This window comes from Desulfurobacterium crinifex, from assembly GCF_054656775.1.
In genome coordinates, this window is sequence record NZ_BAAHXO010000004.1 from 1,122,049 (window position 1) to 1,146,148 (window position 24,100).

At 39.6% G+C, this 24,100-nt stretch carries 22 protein-coding genes; 13 read left to right on the forward strand and 9 right to left on the reverse strand.

Annotated elements, in window-relative coordinates; all coding sequences use genetic code 11:
* Positions 1-32 precede the first annotated feature (32 nt).
* From ACYQ3A_RS07890 to ACYQ3A_RS07925, 8 genes are all read left to right on the forward strand, one after another.
* On the forward strand, positions 33-1,991 hold the full coding sequence (locus ACYQ3A_RS07890; RefSeq protein ID WP_459896680.1) for an acetate--CoA ligase family protein: 1,959 nt from the start codon (positions 33-35) through the stop codon (positions 1,989-1,991).
* Positions 1,979-2,512: a 2-oxoacid:ferredoxin oxidoreductase subunit gamma family protein gene (locus ACYQ3A_RS07895; protein ID WP_459896681.1), complete on the forward strand. Its 534-nt coding sequence runs from the start codon at positions 1,979-1,981 to the stop codon at positions 2,510-2,512. The genes ACYQ3A_RS07890 and ACYQ3A_RS07895 overlap by 13 nt, the downstream gene beginning before the upstream one ends.
* A gap of 55 nt (positions 2,513-2,567) precedes the next feature.
* The gene (locus ACYQ3A_RS07900; protein ID WP_459896682.1) at positions 2,568-3,629 is read left to right on the forward strand and encodes a hypothetical protein; all 1,062 of its coding nucleotides are present in this window, start codon (positions 2,568-2,570) and stop codon (positions 3,627-3,629) included.
* A complete protein-coding gene (locus tag ACYQ3A_RS07905) occupies positions 3,598-4,395 on the forward strand; it encodes a thiamine pyrophosphate-dependent enzyme (RefSeq protein WP_459896683.1) in 798 nt (265 codons plus the stop codon). Before ACYQ3A_RS07900 ends, ACYQ3A_RS07905 begins: the two co-directional genes overlap by 32 nt.
* A gap of 186 nt (positions 4,396-4,581) precedes the next feature.
* Positions 4,582-5,970: a DNA polymerase III subunit gamma/tau gene (gene dnaX / locus ACYQ3A_RS07910; RefSeq protein ID WP_459896684.1), complete on the forward strand. Its 1,389-nt coding sequence runs from the start codon at positions 4,582-4,584 to the stop codon at positions 5,968-5,970.
* Positions 5,951-6,517 carry a response regulator gene (locus ACYQ3A_RS07915; RefSeq protein ID WP_459896686.1) on the forward strand — a complete coding sequence of 189 codons (567 nt, stop codon included), beginning with the start codon at positions 5,951-5,953 and terminating at the stop codon, positions 6,515-6,517. Before dnaX ends, ACYQ3A_RS07915 begins: the two co-directional genes overlap by 20 nt.
* Positions 6,514-7,131 carry a trimeric intracellular cation channel family protein gene (locus ACYQ3A_RS07920; protein WP_459896688.1) on the forward strand — a complete coding sequence of 206 codons (618 nt, stop codon included), beginning with the start codon at positions 6,514-6,516 and terminating at the stop codon, positions 7,129-7,131. The genes ACYQ3A_RS07915 and ACYQ3A_RS07920 overlap by 4 nt, the downstream gene beginning before the upstream one ends.
* Positions 7,128-8,225: an aminotransferase class I/II-fold pyridoxal phosphate-dependent enzyme gene (locus ACYQ3A_RS07925; protein ID WP_459896690.1), complete on the forward strand. Its 1,098-nt coding sequence runs from the start codon at positions 7,128-7,130 to the stop codon at positions 8,223-8,225. Before ACYQ3A_RS07920 ends, ACYQ3A_RS07925 begins: the two co-directional genes overlap by 4 nt.
* A 22-nt stretch (positions 8,226-8,247) precedes the next feature.
* Here ACYQ3A_RS07925 and ACYQ3A_RS07930 read toward each other — a convergent pair whose 3' ends face one another.
* Positions 8,248-8,853, reverse strand: a complete 606-nt coding sequence (locus ACYQ3A_RS07930; RefSeq protein WP_459896692.1) for a peroxiredoxin — start codon at positions 8,851-8,853, stop codon at positions 8,248-8,250.
* Between the two features lie 240 nt (positions 8,854-9,093).
* Between ACYQ3A_RS07930 and ACYQ3A_RS07935 the strand changes: the two genes are divergently transcribed.
* The 5 genes from ACYQ3A_RS07935 to ACYQ3A_RS07955 are packed head-to-tail and all read left to right on the forward strand — an operon-like array spanning position 9,094 to position 14,735.
* Entirely contained in the window at positions 9,094-10,377 is a 1,284-nt protein-coding gene (locus ACYQ3A_RS07935; RefSeq protein WP_459896694.1) for a TolC family protein, read from the forward strand.
* 38 nt (positions 10,378-10,415) lie between these two features.
* The gene (locus ACYQ3A_RS07940; protein ID WP_459896696.1) at positions 10,416-11,654 is read left to right on the forward strand and encodes an efflux RND transporter periplasmic adaptor subunit; all 1,239 of its coding nucleotides are present in this window, start codon (positions 10,416-10,418) and stop codon (positions 11,652-11,654) included.
* A 2-nt stretch (positions 11,655-11,656) separates the two neighbouring features.
* A complete protein-coding gene (locus ACYQ3A_RS07945) occupies positions 11,657-12,343 on the forward strand; it encodes an ABC transporter ATP-binding protein (RefSeq protein ID WP_459896698.1) in 687 nt (228 codons plus the stop codon).
* Between the two features lie 3 nt (positions 12,344-12,346).
* A complete protein-coding gene (locus ACYQ3A_RS07950; RefSeq protein WP_459896700.1) occupies positions 12,347-13,537 on the forward strand; it encodes an ABC transporter permease in 1,191 nt (396 codons plus the stop codon).
* 1 nt (position 13,538) lies between these two features.
* Positions 13,539-14,735, forward strand: coding sequence for an ABC transporter permease (locus ACYQ3A_RS07955; RefSeq protein ID WP_459896702.1), 1,197 nt, complete (start codon positions 13,539-13,541; stop codon positions 14,733-14,735).
* Positions 14,736-14,766: 31 nt separating this feature from the next.
* On the opposite strand, the gene ACYQ3A_RS07960 is transcribed toward ACYQ3A_RS07955, so the two are convergent.
* From ACYQ3A_RS07960 to mutL, 8 genes are read right to left on the reverse strand one after another with little or no spacing between them, the layout of a single operon-like run.
* Positions 14,767-15,855 carry an HNH endonuclease domain-containing protein gene (locus tag ACYQ3A_RS07960; RefSeq protein ID WP_459896704.1) on the reverse strand — a complete coding sequence of 363 codons (1,089 nt, stop codon included), beginning with the start codon at positions 15,853-15,855 and terminating at the stop codon, positions 14,767-14,769.
* Positions 15,839-16,456 carry a class I SAM-dependent methyltransferase gene (locus ACYQ3A_RS07965; protein ID WP_459896706.1) on the reverse strand — a complete coding sequence of 206 codons (618 nt, stop codon included), beginning with the start codon at positions 16,454-16,456 and terminating at the stop codon, positions 15,839-15,841. Before ACYQ3A_RS07965 ends, ACYQ3A_RS07960 begins: the two co-directional genes overlap by 17 nt.
* Positions 16,457-16,510: 54 nt before the next feature.
* The gene (gene ftsY, locus ACYQ3A_RS07970; RefSeq protein WP_459896708.1) at positions 16,511-17,938 is read right to left on the reverse strand and encodes a signal recognition particle-docking protein FtsY; all 1,428 of its coding nucleotides are present in this window, start codon (positions 17,936-17,938) and stop codon (positions 16,511-16,513) included.
* 5 nt (positions 17,939-17,943) lie between these two features.
* Positions 17,944-19,137: a bifunctional phosphopantothenoylcysteine decarboxylase/phosphopantothenate--cysteine ligase CoaBC gene (gene coaBC, locus ACYQ3A_RS07975; protein WP_459896711.1), complete on the reverse strand. Its 1,194-nt coding sequence runs from the start codon at positions 19,135-19,137 to the stop codon at positions 17,944-17,946.
* Complete coding sequence (locus tag ACYQ3A_RS07980; protein WP_459896713.1) at positions 19,118-20,446, reverse strand: chloride channel protein; 1,329 nt, start codon at positions 20,444-20,446, stop codon at positions 19,118-19,120. Before ACYQ3A_RS07980 ends, coaBC begins: the two co-directional genes overlap by 20 nt.
* A gap of 4 nt (positions 20,447-20,450) precedes the next feature.
* The gene (locus ACYQ3A_RS07985) at positions 20,451-21,362 is read right to left on the reverse strand and encodes a zinc metalloprotease HtpX (protein WP_459896715.1); all 912 of its coding nucleotides are present in this window, start codon (positions 21,360-21,362) and stop codon (positions 20,451-20,453) included.
* A gap of 34 nt (positions 21,363-21,396) precedes the next feature.
* On the reverse strand, positions 21,397-22,716 hold the full coding sequence (locus tag ACYQ3A_RS07990) for an NCS2 family permease (RefSeq protein ID WP_459896717.1): 1,320 nt from the start codon (positions 22,714-22,716) through the stop codon (positions 21,397-21,399).
* Complete coding sequence (gene mutL, locus ACYQ3A_RS07995) at positions 22,626-24,074, reverse strand: DNA mismatch repair endonuclease MutL (RefSeq protein WP_459896719.1); 1,449 nt, start codon at positions 24,072-24,074, stop codon at positions 22,626-22,628. Before mutL ends, ACYQ3A_RS07990 begins: the two co-directional genes overlap by 91 nt.
* Positions 24,075-24,100 lie beyond the last annotated feature (26 nt).

Genomic DNA, 24,100 nt, shown 5'->3' on the forward strand with positions numbered 1-24,100 from the left:
CGAAATGTATATAATAGGAAAAGGGAGGGGAAATGTTCCTGACAGAGCCGGAGGTTTTTGAACTTTTAGCAAAATACAGAATAAATACCCTTCAGTTTAAGGTCTTTAGGAGGGAGGATTTACCGACCTGGCAGAAGTTTCCCGCTGTTGTTAAGGTGGTTTCCAGAAAGATTATCCACAAAAGCAACTCTGGAGGGGTTGTTTTTGTTAACAATGGAAAAGAACTGATAGAAAAAGTTAAAGAGCTCCAGGAAAGATTCCCTGAAGTTGATCAGTTCATTGTTGAGGAAAAGTTGTCAGGAATAGAGGCTTTTGTCGGGGTTAAGAGAGACTCCTCATTTTCTCATGTAATCGGTGTTGGTAGTGGTGGAATTTTAGTTGAACTTTTTCAGGATGTTGTCTTCATTCCGGTTTCTGCCGACGAAAAAGAGATAAATAGTAAATTGAAGGAAACAAAACTTTACAGGCTGATTGAAGGATTTAGAAGCTACCAGGGAAACTTGGAACTCTTTATCGATTTCTTGAAGAAGCTTCAACGGCTCCTTTGGGAGAATCCGGAAATCTATGAGATGGATCTAAATCCCGTTTTCATAACAAAAGAAAGGGTCGTTCCAGCAGATGGAAGAGCGATCCTTAAAGAGCCTGAAAAGAAGAAAGAGTTTAAAAAACTTGAAGAAAATCTTTTCAGACCCAGAACGGTTGCAGTTATTGGAGCAACTCCAGATCCAGGAAAGGTTGGATACGCTCTTCTAAGAAATCTTGAAAGATTCAAAGGGAGTGTATTCCCGGTGAACCCAAAGTATGAGGAGATTCTGAGTAAAAGATGTTATAAGTCTGTTTTAGAAATTCCAGAGCCTCTTGATTGTGCTGTTGTTGCAGTTCCAGCGAAGGTTGTTCCGGATGTTGTCAGAGAGTGTGGAAAGAAAGGAGCAAAACTTGTAGTCATTATCTCTGCCGGGTTTTCTGAAACAGGAGAAGAAGGAAGAAAACTTCAAGAAGAAGTTGTAAGGATAGCCTCAGAATATAGAATAAGGATTCTGGGACCCAATACTCTCGGGTTTATAGTCCCTTCCTTAAAGCTAAACGCTTCTTTCTCAAGTTTAACCCCACCAGTAGGAAATATTTCTTTTCTCTCTCAGAGCGGAGCTTTAATAACTGCTGTTATAGATAGAGCAATTGAGGAAGGAATTGGCTTCTCAGAGATAATCAGCCTTGGTAATCAATCAGACATTGAGATAACTGAAGCCTTTGAGCTTGCAACCAGAGATAATGAAACAAAGGTGATTCTTTCTTATGTTGAGGGATTGGAACTTGGAGATACGCTTCTTGAACTCTTGAAGGAAAAGCCTTCCGTTTTCCTGAAAGTTGGAAGGGGAGAAGAAGGGAAAAGAGCAGCATCTTCCCATACAGGTTCTTTGGCTGGTGACTTTAAAGTTTTCAAAGATACAGTTGAAACAAAAGGGGGAATTGTCGTTGATACTATAGAAGAGGCTTTTGACTGCTGTCAGTTTCTCTCTGCCTATGGAAGAGTAAAGGGAGATAGGGTTCTTATTATCACGAACGCTGGAGGACCTGGAGCTTTAGCTTCAGATTACGTTTCTACATTTGGCTTAAAGCTTGCAGATATAGAACCAGTTAAGGAAGAACTCTCAAAGTTTCTCCCATCCAACTGGAGCAGGATGAATCCTGTTGATCTCATAGGAGATGCAATTTCTGACAGGTACAGAAAAGCTTTTGATGTTCTTTCAAGATTTGAAAGCTGGGATGGTGCAATTGTCATAGTTACTCCTCAGTCCATGACAGACATTCCGGAAATTGCCCACGAGATAGTCAGGTTTAGGGAAATTTCAGATAAGCCTGTTGTTGGATGTCTTATGGGGGGACACACAGTAAAAGTTGGTGTTGAGATTTTGAGAAGAGAAAAAATTCCAGTTTACGGCGATCCATATAGAGCTGTTAACGTTTTAAGGAGAACATTATGGAGAGAGTAGTTTTGATTGGAGGGAAAGCGGGAGAGGGGGTAAAGGAAGCGGCAAACCTCTTTGCAAAGGTTCTTGTAAACAGGGGATACTGGGTTTTTACCTACCATGACTACCCCTCTCTTATCAGAGGAGGTCACAACTTCTCAACAGTCAGATTTTCAGATTCAGAGATTAAATCTCCTGTGAAGTGTACGGATGTAATTGTTGCACTTGATAGGAGAAGTGTTGAAAAACATAAAGAAGAAGCAAAGGATAGTACTTACTGGATAGTTGATGAATCGGTGGATTTTGAAGCCAAAAAACTGCCAATAAGAAAAATTGCTAAAGGAGTAATGAGGAGCACTGCAATCTTAGGAACTCTTTTAAAAACGTTTGGAATTCCAATTGAAGAGGGAATAGAGGTAATAAGAAGCCTTAAAAACGTTGAGGAAAACAAAAAAATTTTGGGACAGGCTTATGAACTTGCTGAAGAAGTTGAAAAGTTAGAAAGGTTCAAAGAAAGAAAAGGGGGGATACATTTCGGGAAGTGAAGCAATTGCCCTTGGGGCAGTTGATGGAGGACTTGACGTCTATATAGCCTATCCAATGACTCCAGCTTCTCCAGTCCTTCACTATTTAGCAGCTCATAAGAAAGAGTTTGGAGTAAAGGTTATCCATCCTGAAAACGAAATCGGCGTTATAAATATGGTCGTTGGTGCAGCTTTTGCAGGTGGAAGGGCAATGACGGGAACCTCTGGCGGTGGATTTGCCCTTATGGCAGAAACTCTCAGCTTAATTGGAATGAGTGAAGTGCCAGTTGTCATGTACGAAGCTCAGAGAGGAGGTCCGTCAACAGGCTTGCCAACCTATACAGAGCAGTCCGACCTCCTCTTTGTCCTTTACGCAGGACATGGTGATTTTACGAGGGTTGTTGTTGCTCCGGGAAATCCTACGGAGTGCTACGAACTAACAAGGGAAGCATTAAACCTTGCCTGGAAGTTTCAAACTTCAGTGATTGTTCTTGGAAGTAAAAGCGTTGGGGAAAGTTTTTTTACAGAAAACATAGAGAAAAGAAAAGTTGTTGAAGAGCCAAAACTTTGGAATGGAGAGGGAGAGTACAAAAGATACCAGTTAACAGAAAATGGAATTTCTCCGCTTGCTTTTCCAGGGACCAAAGGAGCAGTTGTAAAAGGAATAAGCTATGAGCACGATGAGTATGGAATAACAGTTGAAGATGCAGAGAAAGTAAAGCTTATGAAAGAGAAAAGAGCAAGGAAACAGAAGACAATCTATAACTATTTCAGCAGCAGAAACGATACAGTAAAGGTTGAGGGAGACAAAAACTCAAAGAGAATCATCATAACCTGGGGAGAGAATGCTGGAGTTTGTGATGAAGTTGGAAGGGAATTTGGCTATAAGGTTGTAAGGCCTCTCTACCTTGAACCTTTTCCAGAAAGAAGAATAAAAGAAGAGATGGAAGGTGCTGAAGAAGTCGTAGTTGTTGAACTTTCAGTCTCTGGTCAGTTTGAAAAACTCCTCAATACTTACGGAATCAAAGCTACAAGTTGCTTCAGAAAGTACGATACAAGGCCAATTTTCAAAGAAGAATTAACAGAATTTCTGAGGGAGGGGCAAAATGAAAACTTTGAACTTAAAGACCTACGCTGAAAATACATGGTGTCCTGGATGTGGAAACTTTGGAATAATGAGGGCTTTTGAAGAAGTAGTGGCTGAGCTTTCCGAAGAGATACCGATAGAAAATTTTGTAATAGCCTCTGGAATTGGATGTCACGGGAGGATTGTTGACTACTTGAATCTAAACAGTTTCTACTCAATTCATGGAAGAGCTCTAAGTAACCTTGAAGGAATGAGAATAGTAAACGATAATCTTGTTTGCATTGGATTTGTTGGGGATGGGGACATCTACGCAGAAGGAATATCCCATTTAATTTTTGCAGCAAAGAGAAACGTGAACATTACAGTGATAGTTCACGATAACAAATCCTACAGCCTTACAACTGGACAGTTTACGCCAACGAGTCCTTCAAAGTTTAAGGGAAAATCGACTCCTGAGGGATCTCCAGAGGATCCAATGAATCCGTTAGCCCTCATGTTGAGTGCTGGGGCTACTTTTGTGGCAAGAGGGTTCGCAGGAGATATCCCTCACTTAAAAGAGATTTTCAAGGCTGCAATTCTTCACAAAGGTTTTTCATTTGTTGATGTTTTACAGCCCTGTGTAACTTTTTTTAACCTCTTTATGTTTTACAGAAAACACTGCTATAAACTTGAAGAGATAGAACACAACCCAACTAATCTTCAAGACGCAATGAGACGGGCTCACAAGTGGAACTACAACGATGACAGAGAAGAGGTAAGAATTCCGATAGGCATTTTCTACAAAATAGAGAAACCAATATACGAGGAGAGAATTTGAAGTTTCAAGAAGAAAGTATAGAGAATGATTTTCCTTTGAGGTTTCCTACTATCTGGGCTTTGTTTCATCCTCTGATTCTTCTTCAACGATACAGTCAAAATAGTAATCTTAAAGATTCATCGTTCTAAAAAGTTCCTTATGGGAGTATAATTTGGAAATCACTAAGGAAGTCTTGACTGGAGAGTTATGGCTTACGTTGCTATACCAAGGAAATACAGACCAAAGAAGTTTTCTGAAGTTACCGGACAGGAGTTCATAACCGAGACCCTCAAGAACGCAATCAGGACTGGAAGGTTTGCTCACGCTTACATCTTTGCCGGTCCAAGAGGTGTAGGTAAAACCACAACAGCAAGGATTGTTGCTAAAGCTCTTAACTGTGAAAATCTAAACGATGGTGAACCGTGCAATCAGTGTCCAAACTGTCTTGCAATCTCAAAAGGCTCTTTCCCCGATGTTATAGAGATTGATGCTGCAACAAACAGGGGAATTGACCAGATAAGGGAGCTCCGAGAGTCTGTCAACTACTCTCCTGTAAAGGGAAAGAAAAAGGTCTATATCATTGATGAATTCCACATGCTTACCAAAGAAGCTTTTAATGCTCTTCTCAAAACACTTGAAGAACCCCCAGAGCATGTTGTTTTCATTCTTGCAACAACGGAGATAGACAAGATTCCTCCAACTATTCTCTCGAGGTGTCAGAAGTTTGTCTTCAGGAAGATTCCGAAAGAGTTGATGGTAGAAACTTTGAGAGAAATTTGCCAGAAAGAGGGTGTTGGTTACGAAGAAGAAGCTCTTTATCTCATTGCAACAGCCTCCGAAGGATGTATGAGGGACGCAGAAAGCCTCCTTGATCAGGCTATAGCCTTTGGAAGTGGTGAAGTTAAAGCAAAAGAGGTTTCTGAATTTCTTGGAGTTCTGACTGGTAAAGACATCGTTGAGATTCTCAAACTTTCTTTTTCTGGAAATAAGCAGAAGTTAAGGGAGCAACTGAAGAAATTAGAAAATCAGGGATACAACCCTCTTTTTGTTATTAAACAACTCCTTGAAAGAGTAGAAAAAGAATTTATAGAAGGTGAAGAGTTTACAGATGAAGAGCTCGTTGCAGCTTTTAAGATACTTTCTGAAGCTCACAGATCTGTAGCTTTCCATCCTTATCCATATACAGCTCTCTTTTTCTACCTTTTTAAGCTTTCATACTTTAAGGATTTGAAGAGGATAGGAGAATTACTCTCTGGGAACTTAAAACTCTCTTTGCCTGAAAAAAAAACTGAAGAGACAGTAGAAAAAAATAGTTTAGAAGACATATACATAAGGGAAACTAACGACAAAGGAGACTTTGTAGAGGTCATTCCAAAGAATCGAACTGCTTTTGATCTCCTGAAAGGAAGGATAAATGAGCTTGAGAAAAAATTTGGAAAGAAAGTAAAACTTGTAGAAATAGACAATGGAACGAGGAAAAAAGAAGTTAAAATTTCTCCTGAATCAGAAGAGAAAATTGATAAGCTTTTGAAAACTTTTAATGCGAAACTCTTTCCAGGCTATCCAAAGGTGATAGATGAGAGTTCTAATAGTTGATGACGAAAAAACGATAAGAGAAACTTTGAGAGAGATACTTGAAGAAGAGGGATTTGAAGTCTTTATTGAAGAATTGGGATCAAAAGTTGTAAGTGTGGTTGAAGATGTCAAACCAGAGATATTGATTCTTGACCTATTCCTGCCTGGAGCTTCCGGGATGGAAGTTTTAAAAGTTCTCCATGATAGAGGACTTACCCAGACGATAGCTGTGATAATAGTCTCTGGACATGGAACTGTCGAGACATCTGTAAAAGCAATGAAACTTGGAGCGTTTGACTTTATAGAGAAGCCGATTAAATATGAAAAGCTTCTCAACGTTATTGAAAGTGCAAAAGAGCATCTTTCATCAAAGGTTTCTGGTTCTAAAACGGTGAGTGCCTATTCCAACCTTCCTTTGAGAAAAGCCAAAGAAGAGTTTGAGAAGAACTACATTGAGGAAGTACTTAAAAAATTCAATGGTGACCTGAAAAAGGCTGCAGCTTTTATGGAAATAGATATTTCAAATCTTTATAGAAAACTCAACAAATATGGTCTCAATCAGCAATGAGCCTGTTTGAGCTTTTCAACGCCATTGGTCTTTTATCTTTTGCTGCTTCTGGAGTTTATAAAGGAATCAATAAAAACCTTGATCTTCTTGGAATTGTGACTCTTGGTTTTCTAACAGCCCTTGGCGGTGGAATAACCAGGGATTTAATCGTTAATAGAATCCCAATGGCTTTTACAGGCTACAAAGACATTACAATCACTTTTCTGGGAATAGTGTTTGCTCTTCTTTTCTACTTAAAGCTCAGAAAAGATCTCTCGACTAAAAAGGTGATAAAGTACTTTGACGCTGTGGGACTTGCGGCTTTTTCGGTTACAGGATTTATTGTTGGAATGGAGAGCGGGATAAATTCCTTTGGAGTTGTTCTCCTTGGTCTTATAACTGGAACAGGCGGTGGGTTGATCAGCGATGTGTTAACAGGTGAAATTCCTTTCATCCTGAAAGAGGATTTTTATGCTTCCTGTTCAATCATTGGTGGAGTTGTCTTTATCTTTCTTGAAAAGCTGGGATTCCCAGTTGAGATTACCTCTTTCTCAACACTTCTTCTGATTCTGCTTGTTAGAATTCTTGCAATAGAGAAGGGTTGGTCTCTGCCGCGGTTGGGAGGAAACGTTTGAAGTGGTTAGAAGAAGAGTTAAAGGGGCTAAAAAAGAAGAATCTTTACAGAGAACTCAAAACTCTCTTCTCGCCACAGGGAAAAGAGATTACTGTAAATGGAAAGAGAGTTCTTAATTTTTCCTCAAACGACTACCTCTCACTTGCTTCAAACTTTAACTGTGAATGTCTTAAACGATGGGGAAGCGGCTCTGGAGCTTCAAGGCTTGTCTGTGGAAACTTTGAGATTCATGAGCTCCTTGAGGAGAAGCTTGCAGAAATAAAGAAAACAGAATCTGCACTTTTATTCTCAACCGGCTACATGGCAAACGTTGGGGTTATCTCAACTCTTGCAAGGGAGGGAGATTTAATCCTTTCTGATGAACTCAACCACGCCTCTATAATTGATGGTTGTAGGCTCTCAAAGGCTACTGTAAAAGTTTACAGCCATTGTAACGTTGAAGAGTTAGAGTTCCTCTTATCTAAGGAAAGGAGAAAATACAGAAATTGCTTCATTGTCACAGATTCTGTTTTCAGTATGGATGGAGACATTGCCCCCCTGTCTGAACTTTTTCGGTTAAAGGAAGAATACGATGCCGTTTTAATTATTGACGATGCCCATGCAACAGGCGTAGTTGGTTGGTCTTCTCTGGAACTCTTCGACTTAATTCCTGATGAGAGAACCGTCATAGTTGGAACTCTCGGGAAAGCCCTTGGAACGTTCGGAGCTTTTGTTGCTGGAACTAAAGTTTTAAGAGAATACCTTGTGAATAAGTGTAGAAGTTTCATTTTCACAACGGCTCTTCCGCCTCACATTGCCTGTCAAACCTTAGAGAATCTGAAATTGGTTTCTGAAAGAATGAAATTTTTGCAGGAGAAAATTGAATTTTTTAGGAAGTTAACGGGGATAAATTCGAGCTCTGCAATTTTTCCTTTCTTAACTGGAAGTGAGATAAAAGCCTTAGAGCTGGCAAAAGGACTTTGGGAAAAGGGATTTTTTGTTCCAGCCATAAGACCACCAACGGTTAAGGAGAGCAGGTTAAGAATAACAATCAACTATGAACACTCTAAGGAAGATTTAGAAAATCTGTGGAAGGTCTTAAAGGAGTTATTGTGAAGGGGGCAAAGCCCCCAAAGTATTACTCGGCAAGAAGTTCGTCGATTGTAACAACTGTTCCAACCTTTCCAGCAATCTCTGGACCAGGCTTGAGAGTTTTCTTACCAGGTCTCCAGTTAGCTGGGCAAACTTCATCTGGATTTTCGTAAACGTGCTTCCAAGCAGCAAGCTGTCTGAGAAGCTCGTTAACATTCCTACCTACAGGTGGGTTGAGAACTTCTTCAGCTACGATGATGCCATCAGGGTTGATGATAAATCTTCCTCTTCTTGCAAGTCCAGCTTCTTCAATATAAACGCCGTAGTCCCTTGCAGTTTTTCCTGTTGGGTCTGCAGCAAGTGGGAACTTGAGATCTTTGAGAAGAGGTTCTACTTCACAGAAGAGCTGGTGGCTGAAATGTGTGTCTGTTGAAACTGCAAGAACATCAGCACCAAGAGCTCTGATTTCATCAATCTTAGCGTTTACAGCAGCGATTTCTGTTGGACAGACAAATGTAAAGTCTGCTGGATAGAAACAGAGTACAAGAAACTTTCCTGCATAGTTGGAAAGCTTAACCTCTGTGTACTTTTTCTCAACTGGATCATAAGCGTTGAGGCAAAAATCTGGAGCTTTTTGTCCTACAAGTGCCATTGTTACCTCCTCCTTTTGGATGACGTTTTCTGTTCCTTAATGATAATTATTATCATTTAGCAATTCAATACAAATGTATCTATGTTCAATTTAAGACTTATAGATTTTGGCTATGGTAAAGTTCCCTTGTTCAAGTTGAAATTCTGGGTGCAATCTTTGTTTTGATGAATTTGTTTAATTAAAATTGCAAATACAGCTTTTGGTCGTCTGGCTTATATTTGTAGGCTGTGTGAGGTATCAATGAGAAGAACTATAAGCTTGTTCCTTATGGTTATTCTGACTACTGGGAGTTCGTTCAGCCTAACAATCTCAGATCTCAAATCTCTTATAGATAAAAACTCTCTTGATCTGTCGATTGGAAGAGTTTCTGTAGAGAAATCAGAGCTACTTGAAAAATCAACCTTTCGATCCTATTTCCCGAAAGTTTCGTTAACTGGAGAGTTTGACGAGTTTTATCCTTACACGAGCTTTTCTTCAAAATCCTGGAATCAGCAGTACAGCCTTGGAGTTTCAATCACTGCTAATCCACTAAATCTTCAGAGAAATCTTCAGTTGAAGGTTGATAGGTATTCTATTGATGTAAACAGAGAGCAGTTAGAAAAGACCAGGTTAGATCTTTATTATCAGGGAATTAACTACCTGTTGAAGTTAAAAGCATTAGAAAGGATAATAGAAATAAGAAAGGAACTACTGAAAAATAGTGAAAAGATACTTGATGTATCAGAAGAAAAGTATAAAAAAGGACTGGTTCTTATTACAGATGTTCTTAAATCTAAAGCAAATGTTGAGAACGCAAGGAGTTCCTTAAGAAAAGCGGAGAGAGATTACAATCAGACGTTTAACAACCTAAATGAACTTGTTAACTTTTCACTTTCAGAAAATGAAAAGCCGGAAGTGGAGCTCTTTGAAACAGTGGAACTTCCAGAAGTTGAAAAACTTGTCAAAAGGGCTCTTTCAGCGAGACCAGAGATTTGCGCCCTGCGGAAAGAGATAGAAGTCGCAAAATTGAGTGTCAAAATCCAACAAAAGACCCTCTCTCCACAGCTTAACCTTTCGGCTTCCTACACAAGAAGTGATACTAAATTTTTCCCAGAGAACAATAACTATCAGTTTTCTGCTATTCTGAATTTTCCAGTTTTTGACAGCGGCGTAACGAAATTTAAGTCCCTTGCGGCGGAAAAGGATCTGGTTTCAAAGGAGATTTCTCTAAGGAAGCAGGAAAATGCCATCAAAAGGGAGGTTTTAAACGCCGTTGAGTCGGTAAATTCTGCCTTAGAAGAGGTTAAATCCTCTAAATCCTTCTTTGAGTATTCAAAGAAAGCTTATGAGAGAACTTTCAATGAGTATAAGCTGGGTGTTTCAGATATTGTTGCTCTGCTTCAGGCGTTTGATAACCTGAAAAATGCGCAAGAAGGCTATATAAATTCTCTTCTTAGTCTGAGTAGTGCATACTATGAGTTAAAAAAAGCAACTGGAGAACTACTGTCCGGAAGTAACAGGTGGCGAGGGACGGATAACAGGTGAAAAGGAAGAAGAAAAAGGTGAGAAGTGAGAGGTGAGAGGTGAAGAAAGTAGCAGTCTTCTTAGTTTTTGTTCTGCTGGTTATTGGATTTTTCTTTATTAAATCACAGAAAAAGGTTGAACTTGTTCCTGTTCAAACTGTAGAGGTCAAAAAGGGAGAAGTTAAGAACGTCATAGATGCCACCGGAATAATAAAGCCACAAGTTGGCGGAGAGGTTAAGGTCGGTGCAAGGATCTCTGGAACCGTTGTAAAGGAAAACGTAAGGGTTGGCGACTACGTGAAGAAAGGGGATCTGATTGCTGTAATTGACAACAGAGAGCTGAGAGAGGAGCTGGAAAAGGCAAAGGTGCGTCTTGAAGAGGTGAAGAAGACATATCCAGAGAAGATAAAAGCCCAGGAAATGAAGCTGAAATCTGCCCTTGCTTCACTTAGAGCAGCAGAAGCAAAACTAAAAGCAGAAAAAGAGAATTACAGCTTGAAGAAGTGGGAGTATGAGAGACAGGAAAGTCTTTTCAAAATTGGCTACACAACACAACAGAAGCTGAAACAGGCTAAGGCTGAGTTTGAACAGGCAGGGAGTTCTCTCAAGGCTGCTGAAGAGAACCTGAAAAAGGCAGAGCTTGACGTTAAGATTGAGAAAAGAAACTTAGAGGAACTAAAAGCAAAGTATAAATCTGACCTTGAAACAGCCAAAGCAGCCCTGAAGCAGGCAGAGATCAGGTACTCCTATTCCTACATCTACGCTCCAAAAAGTGGAATCATATCCTTCGTTTCAACACAGGAAGGGGAAACTGTCGTTGCAGGGCTTAACGCTCCTGAGTTTGTAACAATTCTTGATCCCGAGAAACTGGAGAACTGGATATATGTTGATGAGACTGAAATTGGAAAGGTGAAAAAGGGAATGGAAGTTGAATTTACAGTTGATACCTACAGGGATAAAGTCTTTAGGGGAAAGGTTGAGGAGATCTATCCAAAACCTAAAGTTCTCAATAACGTTGTCTATTACATAGTTGTGGCGAGAGGGTTTAAAGATGTAAAACTTTTGAGACCTGAAATGACAACCCACAACTCAATAATAGCTGGAGTCAAAAAAGATGTTCTTGTCGTTCCAAACGCTGCTGTTAAGTGGAAGAATGGAAAGTACATAGTTTATAAGGTTGTTGGCAAGAAAGTTGTTGAAACCCCTGTTAAGGTTGGCTGGAGCGACGATCAGTTTACAGAGGTGATAGAAGGTTTAAAAGAAGGAGACGTTGTAGCACTGAAGGTAACAAGGAAGTAAAAATGGCATTAATAGAGCTCAAGAACATAAGAAAAGTTTTCAAACAGGGTGATCTTGAGACAGAGGTCTTAAAGGGGATAGATCTTCAAATTGAGAAAGGTGAATTTGTTGCCATAATGGGACCCTCGGGTTCTGGAAAGTCAACTCTCATGTATATCCTTGGTTGTCTTGATAGACCGACCTCTGGAGAGTATTACCTTGATGGTAAAAACGTTCTGGGGCTTTCAGACGATGAACTTTCCAAAATAAGGGGTAAATATATCGGTTTTGTGTTTCAAGCTTTCTACCTTGTTCCATACCTTTCCGTTCTTGATAATGTGATTCTGCCTGTTGAGTATCTTGATTCCAAGTACAGGAAGGAGCTCTTTAAAGATAAACCTCCCGAAGAAAAGGGAAAAGAAATCCTTAAAAGGCTTGGGATGGCAGAGAGGATAAACTTTAAACCAGACCAGCTCTCTGGAGGACAGAAACAGAGGACAGCAATTGCACGAGCTCTAATAAACTCACCTGAGATTATCCTTGCAGATGAACCAACCGGACAGCTTGACACAGAGTCTGGAAAGGCAGTTATGGAGATATTTACAGAGTTAAACAGAGAGGGTAAGACTGTTGTAGTTGTAACCCATGATCCAGCAGTTGCTTCCTATGCAAACAGGATCATAAAAATTAAGGACGGAAGAATAGAGTAAAAAATGCTGAGGCTGTTTCTAAAAGATCTTCTATCTTCTTTAATCTACAATAAGCTAAGAACATTTTTTGCACTTCTGGGAATTGTTTTTGGTGTCTCTTCTGTGGTTCTAATCGTTTCTGCCATTGAAGGGAGCAACCTCCAGGCAAACAAGGTTATAAAAAAGCTGGGGCCCGATTCCGTTTTTATCATTTCGGGTGCTATCGGGAAAGGTCCCCGTGGAGTGACAAAAAACCTTGAGCTTTCAGATGTTAAAGAAATCTCAAGACTGGAAGGTATTTTTGCCCTTACTTATGGAATTGTAAAACCTATGATGATTTCAAATATCCAGATGCCTAAGTTCTCTGCTGTTTTTGGAGTTGGGGAGGACTGGCTTCTTTCCTGGGATTACAGGATTGAAATTGGTAGAGGCTTTACTGAGGACGACTTTAGAAGTTTCAGGAAGGTTGCGGTTGTAGGACACGACGTCAGCGATTTTTTCTATCCTGGACAGAATCCGATAGGAAAGATCATTCTGATCGGAAAGACACCGTTTAAAATAATTGGTGTTTATAAAAAGAAAGGGAAAACTCCTAACGGACACAACCTTGATAACAGGGTTTTCATTCCTTACAGAGTCTTTGATAAGGTAGTGGAGAAAACATTTAACAGAGTGTCTGTTATTAGATTTAGGGTTCTCGATCTTTCACAATACGATGAAATAGTCAAAGAGACAAGACAAATCTTGTTGAAGAACCACAAGCCAGATGAATTTACAATAATAACTCCTGTTGTTGTTAAAAAGTTTCTCTCAATGCTCTCTGCAAGCTTTGCTCTCTTTCTGGGAATAGCTTCAACCACAGCGCTTGTTGTTGGTGGATTTGTCCTTTCGTCTATCTTCTACATTAATGTTCACGTAAGACAGTGGGAGATTGGTTTGAGAAGGGCAGTGGGAGCAACTAAGAAAGCAGTACTTGTTAGAATTCTCCTTGAAAGCCTTGTTATATCAGTATTTGCGGTATTTTGGGGAAGTCTTATCGGTTATGGAGCTGTTCACTACATACTGCCACTCCTTAATGTTCCAGAGGTCTATCCGGTAAAAGCCTTTGTTGTTGCAACCATTTTCTCAGTCTTTGTGGGACTCCTTGCAGCTTACTTCCCAGCCAGAAAGGCTTCTCTTTTGGAGCCTGTTAAAGCTTTGAGGACAAAGGTGTAAGATGGGGGCTGTTAAGTCACTTGTTTCTTACTTTAAAGAGAACAAAAAGAGAATGATACTCTCGAGTATAGGTATAGCCATTGGGGTCTTTTCCCTTACCCTTATGATGGGCATCACAGGAGCTATGAAACAGCAGGTTTTAAAGGCTCTTGGAACTCTTGGTTCTAACGTCATGGTTGTAATTCCAGGAGATGTGAAGAACCTTGGAGGAAGGACAATACAGCTCTCTTTCTATCCAACTTTAACTTTGAAAGACGCTAAGGCTATTTCCGAAAAGTGTCCTTCTGTTAAAGTGGTTTCTCCCTATAAACAGGTAAATCCAAATGTTCACTACGGTGGAAAATCGATAAAGGCAGACGTTTTTGGAGTAACTCCTGAATATGAAAAGGTTGCAGACTACCATCCCGTATGTGGCAGATTTTTGACAAAAGAGGATGTGGAAGGAATATCGCAAACTGCTGTTATAGGAATGGATGTGGCGGAGGAGCTCTACGGTGAGACCTGTCCAATCGGGAAAACGATTTACCTTACCAATGCTCCCTACAGAATTGTTGGAGTTATGGAGAGAAGAGGAACAGACTTGAGTGGAGAAAATCTTGATGAAAGAGTTTACATTCCGATAACTTCTGCTGTTAAGAGGATTTCAAACGTTGACTACATTGATGGAATCTATATTCTGCCAGTTTCTCCAGATATTATTCCTGAAATGATGAAAGAGGTTGAAGGACTTTTGTTCAAAAGACATGGAAAAAAAGATTTCACAATAAGTAGATATGAAGACATAGCAAATACAAAGAAGCAGGCAATGGAGATATTTTCAAAGCTCTCAATAATCGTTGCGGTCATAGCGTTCAGCGTTGGAGCTCTTGGAATATTGGCTGTCATGACACTCTCTGTTTATGAAAGGTTGATTGAGATTGGAATCAGAAGAGCCTTTGGCGCCACAAGATTGGACATTTTTAAACAGTTTCTCATTGAATCAACTATTCTATCTCTTACAGGAGCTATATCTGGGATAGTTATTGCCATTTTGATCGTTGTTTTGATATCAAAAATGGCAGGATGGGTAGTCTATGTACCTGTTAAAGGAGCAATGATTTCATCTGTTCTTTCTGTTTTTATAGGCTTAATCTCAGGTATTTATCCAGCTCTGCGAGCAACCTCTTTTGATCCTAAGGAGATTTTGAAAGATTCTTAGAGCATTCTGAAACTCTTACTGTCTTGAAAGGTTAAATCTTTGGATCCCATGGTTCTAAGCCTCTTTCATTAATTAAGTAATCTGCCTTCTCACATAAAGCAGCAACATATTCTTCTTCACTTTTCCTTTTACCTAATGCAATTTCTCGTTGGACTGTAAAAATGTTCTTTTTCAAGGCTTTATACCTTTCCCAATAGTAAATAATATTATCTTTTTTCCTTTCTATCAGTTCAGGAGATGGAATTTTGTCACTTTTCTTCCTATTCAAGTCTGGACTTGCAGGAAGTAAGTTCCACAAATCATTACTAAACCATACTGAATAAGGAAACAAATGGTCTATATCAAATTTTCTAATCTTTCTACCACTCCAGACACAGAAAACGTTACCAGAAGATAGTAACCTTCTCACTGTAGATGTGTCTCTCTGTGCCAAGAAATCCGCCACCAAAAACTCTTCTATTTTATCTTTTCTTACTTCATCATTCAGTTTAAAAGTAATTTCCTTCCATTTTTGAGTTATAGTTGTTAAACCATAAAGACTTTGTCCTAAGTAACGGAAAACTAAATAAAAAGAAAAAGGAATGGAAAACTCTCCAAAACCAAAAATTAAATCTTTCCTTGATATGGACTTTTTAGGAAAAGCAATTAAAGTTCTTGGTTTAAAGATTTCATACTCTCTTTCTCCACTATACTTCATTGGATTCGAAATTATCGTTCTTGCTAACTTCTTAAAAAGAGGAACGAAAAGATTTAGTTTTTCTTCAGAGTGATATAGATTAAAAATCGTAGCGTAACTTTCTTTCCAATTATCTTTTAAGTGCAAAGTACTAAAAATTTTCCAATACTCTTCTTCTATTTGCTTGTTCAGAACTCTTTTATTGTTCTGTTGCGATACATTTTCAAATACAAAAGGTAAATAGGTAAAAAACCAGTCTTCTACAATCAGTCCTAATGGAATTGTAGCTTTTTCTCCTTTCTCAACCTTTATCAAATGATCATATCTTTGAACCGCCAAGATAGTAGCTTTCAAGAGAGCCAACTTATAAGTACTGCTTTTCCGCTCTCTTTCAATGATTTTATTAATTTTAATTAAACTACTAACATCAATTGTTTCCTGCATATTTATATACCTCTGTTATCCATACGATTTCCCGTTTTTCAAGAGCTGAATCGTTGGTTAAGAGTTCATCTATCTTTTTAAATCCTTCTAATTCAAATGCCTTTAAAACTTCAGTAGGTTTTATAGTTTCAAAGAAACGTTCTTCTTCCGAACGAGGAGTTAGACTATAGCTTAAAATCACCACTCCTTCTTTTTTTAAATAATTGATAAAGCTCCTTGCTACTTTCCGGTAATACTTTTTAGGAATATGCATTAACACTGCAATTGAAATGATTGCATCGAAAAAATTGAAAAAGCTGGAAGGAAGATACAAATCAGGAAGGAAAGAATGAAAAAAGCGGTCGGATATTTGGGGAAACCGCTCCTGCGCTAACTTTACAAACTCGATTGCTCCATCTACTCCCCAAACTTGATATCCCTTTTCCATTAAAAATCTTAACTCCCGGCCGGAACCAAATCCTATCTCTAAAACTCTTCCCCCTTTTGGTAAATGTTCCAATAAAAACTTCTGTACTTCCTCCATTTGAGCCTTATCGTACTTTTCAATTAATTCTTTTGCTTTTCTATTGTAATACTCTAAAGTTCTCTTGACTTCCTTCAAAATTCCCCACCTTTTATAATGAACTTCATTTTCTTTGTATAGAAGTCCTAATTATCATGGGTTTTCTGTATCTTCCTCAAAGAGTCCTTCTATAAACTCATCTGGATCGAACTCTCTTAGGTCTTCTATTTTTTCGCCGATTCCGACAAACTTGATTGGTATTTTCAGATCGTTACAGATTGCTATGACAATTCCTCCTTTTGCTGTTCCGTCAAGCTTTGTGAGAGCTATGCCTGTTACATCTGTAATTTCCTTAAAAGCTCTTGCCTGAGAGATTGCATTCTGGCCTGTATTTGCATCAAGTACCAATAAAATCTCAGCAGGCTGTCCTGGAAACTCTCTTCCAATAACCTTTTTGATCTTATGGATTTCCTTCATCAACCTGTCTTTATTGTGAAGCCTTCCTGCAGTATCGACTATAAGAATATCATCTCCCTTTGCTTTTACGCTCTGGATTGCATCAAAGACAACGGCTGCTGGATCTGTTCCCTCTTGTCCTTTTATGATTCTTACTCCAGCTCTTTCAGCCCAGACTTCAAGCTGTTCAATGGCTGCTGCTCTGAAAGTATCCCCTGCTGCAAGGACTACACTGTGACCTTTGTCTTTTAGCTGTTTTGCAAGCTTTCCAATTGTTGTTGTCTTTCCAACACCGTTAACGCCAAGGACAAGAATAACAGAGGGTTTCTCAGAAATATTGAGAGAACCTCTGCACTTTGAGAGCATCTCTTTAAGTTTCTCTTTGAGTAGCTCAAGAAGCTGGTCGGAGCTTTTGATTTTTCTCTTCTTTGCCTCATTTCTCAAGTAGTCTATTAGCTCTAAAGTTGTATTTACACCAACATCGGCGAGGATAAGCTTCTCTTCCAGCTCTTCGAAAAGCGATTCATCTACTTCCCTACCTTTAAACGCAGAAAGACCTAAAGCGTCTCTGGTCTTCTTTAAACCTTCTTTGAAGCTCTTTAGTAGTTTTGAGCCAGAGATTCCAAGTTTCTCCTCAAGTTCCCTCTTTTTGACCATAAATTCCAGCTGGTAGCTTTCGGGAACTTTTCCCTCAATCTCTTTAAGTGTTTTGTAGGCTAAGTCGTAGAGCTCCTCTTTTGTGTAGATAGACGCAATGTAGTAGTTTGAGAGGAAAGAAAGAACAGGATTCTGACTGTTTCTGGCTACATCATAGAGGTTTCTCGCCTTCTGAAGGTTTCTTTTATACTCTTCAACGAGTCCCATCAGAAAAGAGGCGTACTCTTTACCAAGCTTTTCCTCAACTCCTGGTATGAATGATTCAATCTCTCTGAAGATCGCAAGACTCTTTATCTTCTTAACTACAGCATCTAAAAGCTCTCCGTTGCTATAGATAAGAGCATTTATGACCGCCTCTGGAGCTTTTCTCTCATCCTTTTCTGCAAGTTCGAGCCATTTCTCAGGCTGATAGGGGTTCTTTTTAAGTTCATCTTCAAGTTTCGATTTTCTCTTAAAGAATCCAAACATCTTTTTTACTCCACTCCTTTAAAGAAGTTTTCGTAGATAAGTTTAATTACTTCAAGAGCAACTTGCTCTTTTGAACCAGAAATGGGGAAAACCTCTTTTCTCGTTATAAAGAAAACTTCCGTTTTGTCACTACCAAATATTCCCTTTTTAACGTCATTGGCAACTATTCCGTCAAGATTTTTCTTTTCAATTTTCTCTCTTGCATTTTCTACAAGATTGTCTGTCTCTGCTGCAAATCCAATCACGAGCTGTCCATTCCTTTTTCTTTCGCCTACAAGTTTTAAGATGTCTGGTGTTCTTTCAAGTTCGAGTATTAATTTTCCTTCTGACTTTTTGATTTTTTTCTCTTCTCTCTTTGTTGGTTTGTAATCGCCGATTGCCGCAGCCGAGATGTAGATATCGGCATCCTTTACAACTTCAAGAACGGCTTCTTTCATCTCTTCAACTGTTTCAACATCTATTCTCTTTGTACCGTAAGGCGTTCTAAGGTAGGTTTTTCCCGTTATCAGTGTTACTTCAGCTCCTGCACCTCTTGCGGCTTTTGCAACAGCAAAGCCCATCTTACCAGAAGAGGGATTTGAGATAAACCTAACGGGGTCTATGTACTCCCTTGTGGCTCCAGCAGTTACAACAACTTTTTTACCTTTTAGCAGTTTGGGAATAAACCAGTATGAGGCAGCGTCCAGAATATCTTCAACCTCGGCAAGTCTTCCTTTTCCTTCTTCTTTACATGCAAGAAAGCCACGACCTGGTTCAACAATTTCATATCCCAGTTGTTTTAGTTTTTTCAGATTTTCCTGAGTTACTGGGTTTTCATACATTCTGACATTCATTGCAGGACAGATAATTCCCTTTCCGAAACAGAGTGCAAGGTCTGTAACAGGATTATCAGCAATACCACAGGCAATTTTTGCAATTGTGTTTGCTGTTGCCGGAGCGACGATGAACAGTTCTCCCCAGGCAGATAGAGATGTGTGTCTTATCTCTGCAGAGTCTTCAGGAATGGCTTCATAGTAGACTGGATATTCAGAAAGTGTCTGAAGTGTAAGCTTAGATACAAACTTTAATGCAGAAGGAGTCATTGCAACTCTAACTTCTGCTCCAGCCTTTTGAAGACTTCTTAAAATTTCTATTGATTTGTATGCTGCTATACTTCCTGTTATTCCTAAAACAATTTTTCTACTTTTTAAGATGCTCACCTTTGTCTCCTGCCATTGGTTTGAGTTTCATCTCCTGTCCGAGGTAAAGGCTAAAACCAAAGCTTGTAGTGTAGCTTGTAATTATTGCAGCTGTCATAGGAATTACAACGTCTGCATGGGTCATTTCTGTTATCATGACAATTGCAGCTAATGGTGTTTTTGCTCCAGCTGCTAACGCTGCTCCCATTCCTGCAAGGGTAAAAACGACTGTCTGATCGGGGAGTATATGCCCAAACATGTTTCCAACAGCTGCCCCAATGAGAAGATTAGGTAGGACGAGCCCTCCGGGAATTCCAAAGGAAAGAGTAAAACTTGTGACGATAATCACAATGACAACCACTAAAATATCTATCCAGATGGGAAAGGGAACCTGTGTCAATTTTGAAACGATTCCCATGTGTGCTGGAGTGGAGAGAAAATCTATATCTTTTGTGGCAAGGTAAAGAAGAAGAAGGAAAGGAATTGCCAGTGCTGTACCAATTAATGGTCTGTGTTCTGGGGAGAAGTACTTTGAGGTACAGGATGCTGTATGGAAGACAAACGTGTAGATGTATATGATTAAACTTATTACAAGCCCCATTACAACAATGTATGGAATAGCCTTCAGGTTCCATTCGGGATTTTGTACGAGCTGAATGAAAGTACTCTCTCCTCTAAAGAAAGAGAATGTAAGATAGCTAACAATTGAAGCGATAATCATGGGAACAAAAGGTCTGTAGTCAAGGTTATACATTTCTTCAAGTTCCATTGCAAAGATGGCACTTCCAAGAGGAGCTTTCAGTAGAGCCCCGGTAAAAGCTCCACCGCCGATAAGCCCTAAGAGAGGTTTGTATTTCTTACCCAGTCCGTAGGCTTTACCGAGCCACTCACCAATAGCCACTCCTATGTAAAAGGAGGGACCTTCCCTTCCTGCAATAAAACCACCTGAGAGAACGAGTGTTGAGGTTATCAATTTGAGTATCACTGAGCGGACAGGAATGTATATTTTTGTCTTCAGGTGAAGAATTGAATAACCAATTCCTGGACCCCCAATCGATGAATCTACTGTTAGAGCGTACCCAACCAATACCGATACAACAAGTGGGTACAGAAAAAGAAGAGGAAGATTTGAGGAGAGGAAGTTGTTGAGATTAACTATTACTATATCCATCAATGAAGCAATAGAACCAGTAACGATGCCAACTGCAAAAGCAAAGGGAATCCATCTCCCAAAGAAATTGGAGATGGTGGAGATATCAAACCTGTGAATGAGATTTGTCCGTGCACATCCTTTTAAATATTCCTTCAGGTACCAAGGTTTTTCCTTCAATCAGTTACCATCTCCAAAGAGTTTCTCTGATTCTGCCAAAGAGTCTCTTAGCAAGCTCTAAAAGTCTCCTTACTCTTTCCTCTGTTGGAGGGTGAGTAGAAAATAGAGCTGCTATTGTATCTCCTTTTAGTGGATTAACAATGAAGAGATGGCTTGTTACAGGGTTTACTTCCGATTTAGCTATTTCTGGTGGTACTCTCATTGCGTATTCTTCTAATTTCTTAAGTGCACTTGCAAGGGCTTCTGGTTTACCTGAAATCATTCCACCGGTTTCGTCTGCTTTGTATTCCCTTGATCTTGAGATTGCCATCTGGATTAGAGCTGCAGCAATAGGAGCAAGGATTACCATCAGAATTAGACCTATCATTTCGGCGAATCCACCACCTTCCTCTTCTTCTCTCCGTGCCCCACCGAAGAGGAAGAACCACTGAGCCATGTTTGCAAGCATTGTAATTGCTCCAGCAATTGTTGCAGCAACTGCCTGAATGAGGGTATCTCTATTCTTTATGTGAGCTATCTCATGGGCAAGAACACCTTCCAGTTCATCCTGATCAAGGAGTTCTACAATCCTTGGAGTTACAACAACAACACCGTTTTCAGGGTTTCTACCTGTAGCGAAAGCGTTTGGAACGTCCATTGGAGCAATACCAACCTTTGGCTTGGGAATTCCAGCATTCTTTGCGAGTCTTTCAACTATCTCGTGGAGAACAGGAGCTTCCTCTTTTTCAAGAAGTCTTACCCCATACATAGAGAGAACAATTTTGTCTGAGAAGTACCAGCTTCCAAAGTTCATTATGGCTGCCATGAAGAGTGCAACAACCATTCCAGCGTTTCCACCAAGGAGTTTTCCAAATGCAAGCAGTATTCCTGTAAGAAGACCAAGGAGTATAGTGGTCTTCAGTGTGTTCCAGTTCATTCATCTCCTCCTTCCGGGATTTTTAAAATGCTGATTACATAAAGAACTTAACCGAAAATATTACAGTAATTAAGATAAGAAGAGGGTTTAAATCCTGCAATCTTCCGCTTATCAGTTTAATGGCTGTGTAGGTTATAAATCCAAGACCCATTCCATCGGAAATGCTAAACGTAAATGGAATTGCTGAGAGAGTAACAAATGCAGGAAGAGTTTCTGATGGATCATTCCAGTCTATTCTCTTTAAGGATGCCATCATGAATGCTCCAACATATATCAGAGCAGAGGAAGTGGCGAATCCCGGAACGGCAGAGATAAGAGGATAAAGAAAGAGGGAAATCAGAAATAGGACTGCAACAGTTACTGCTGTTATTCCCGTTCTTCCACCAGATGCAACGCCACTGGCACTTTCTATGTATGTTGTGACTGTGGAGGTTCCAAGTAGTCCTCCTACTGTTGTTCCTGCAGCATCGGCTGTGAGAGCTCTTCCAATTTTCTTATCGGATAACGGGATTCCAAGTCTTGCGCAGAGTCCAGATAGGGTTCCGACTGTGTCAAAGATATCAACCAGAAGGAACGTAAGGGTTACGGGAATAATAGCTCCGGAAAAGATTGAGTGAAAATCAAGCTGAAAGGCAGTAGACGGTTCTGGAAAGCCAAAGAAGGATTCAGGGAAAATTGCTTTTCCAAAAACGATTGCAAGGAGAGTAGAGAAAATAATTCCAATTAAAAGGCTTCCTGAAACTCTCTTCTTTACCAGAACTGCAATGAGAATGAGAGATAAAATGGTTACAACTGCTTCAAAGCTCTTTATGTTGCCAAGTTTTAGAAGGGTGTTTGGGTCGTAAGTAATAATACCACTGTTTTTAAATCCTATAAGTGCAATGAAAAGACCAATTCCTGAAGAGATTCCGTATGCTAAGGAAGGAGGAATTGCCTTAAATATTGCTTTTCTTGCTCCAAAAAGCGCCATTATCAGAAAAATTAAACCTTCCAGAAAAACGGCGGTGAGGGCTGTTTGCCATGAAATTCCCATTTGCCCACAGACTGTATAGGCAAAATAGGCGTTCAGTCCCATTCCAGGAGCTAAGGCAAAGGGGAGTCCCGCATAAACCCCCATTATAAAAGTGGCAATTGCAGCTGAAACGGCGGTGGCAAAAACTACACCTTCCTTTGGTATGCCAGCTGTTGAGAGAATGATAGGGTTGACGATCAGGATGTAGGACATTGTAAAGAAGGTTGTAAATCCTGCAATTATCTCCCGTTTTAGCTTCTTCCCAGTTTCCTCATTATTCTGGTTTTCTTTATCCTGTAGTAGATTGGTCTCCCGTGGGGGCAGGTTTCCCTCTCCTGACATTTCAGATACCTTTCAAATAGTTCTTTCAAATCGTTGAAGTCTACGGGTCTGTATCCAGATTTTATTGCCTTTCTACAGGCCACTGCTGCTACAGATTCGAGAGCTACTCCATCTATTATATTCTTTATGTCTTCAATAGACAGAATTTCCGGAATTGCACGAACTAAAAGGTTTTCTCCCGATTGTTCAAACTCTACTCCAAATTTTCTAAGCTTCTCCTTTGCTTCAGAAGAAGCTTTTATTTCTAAAGGAGGAATAAGTTCTTGTAAGGGAATTTCTTTTGAAAAAAGCCGATTTGTTAACTCTTCATAGTTTATTCTCTCATGGATCAGGTGTTGATCAAAGAAGTAATAGTATTCCCTATCGTGGCCGATGATTACTGTGCCATCAGTTCCTAAAAGTTCTATAGGGGTTTCGTAGTTGATTTCCTTTCTTTCCCGTAGAACAGATATTGCAGGAAGTGTCGTTTTTGGATAGAGCAATTCCCGTATCTCTTCAGCTATTGAGTTATCCTTCAGAATCACTCTGTCTTTGGTTGGTGTGACGTTAATATCAACTTCTTGGGGATCGACATCTATGAACAGGATATAGTTTTTGATTCTCAGTTCATCCAGCAACTTTTCTATTTCAGGAAGTGATACTGGTCTTCTGTTAACGAAGATATGAGCTATCCTTCTTCTTTCTTCTTCACTTTCGCTTGAGTAGAGAATAGTGAATCTATCTGATGAAAGTTTTTTGAAGTTTATTTCTTTTCCAAATAGCTGTTTAATTCTCTCCTCTAAGGAGGTGGCAAAGTAACCTGTATCATTCACCTTGAAGGTTACATCAGGTCTGCAGAGTGCAAATGTCTTAATTACTTTAATCATGTTCTGTTTCTCTCTTGAGTTGAAGCTTTTCTTTCTTACAGGAACATTAAAATAGAGAAAGTTTACAGAGACAGAAGTCCCTTGCGAAAAAGGAATGGGACAGGTGGAGAGAACTTTTCCTGCTTTTACTTCAAGCTTTCCACCAGTACTTTCCCTATAAAATTTTGATTTGATTGTAAGGTGGGAAACCTGAGAAATTGCGTGGAGAGCTTCTCCTCTAAAGCCGTAGGTTTTGATTCTTAATAGATCGTCGAGACTTTCTATTTTGCTTGTTGTAAACCTTTCGACAGTAAGGGGTAACTCTTTATAGGGAATGCCGTTTCCGTTGTCTATGACTTTGAAGTTGAACTGGTCTTTTATCTTTATTGAAATTTCTGTGGCTTTAGCGTCAAGAGAGTTTTCTATTAGCTCTTTTAGAACGTTGGAAGGAGAAGAAGCTATTTGACCGGAAGCAATTCTTGAAATAACTTCAGAAGACAGTCTTTTTATCATCGGACTGTATCCTCGTTTAAAAGGTC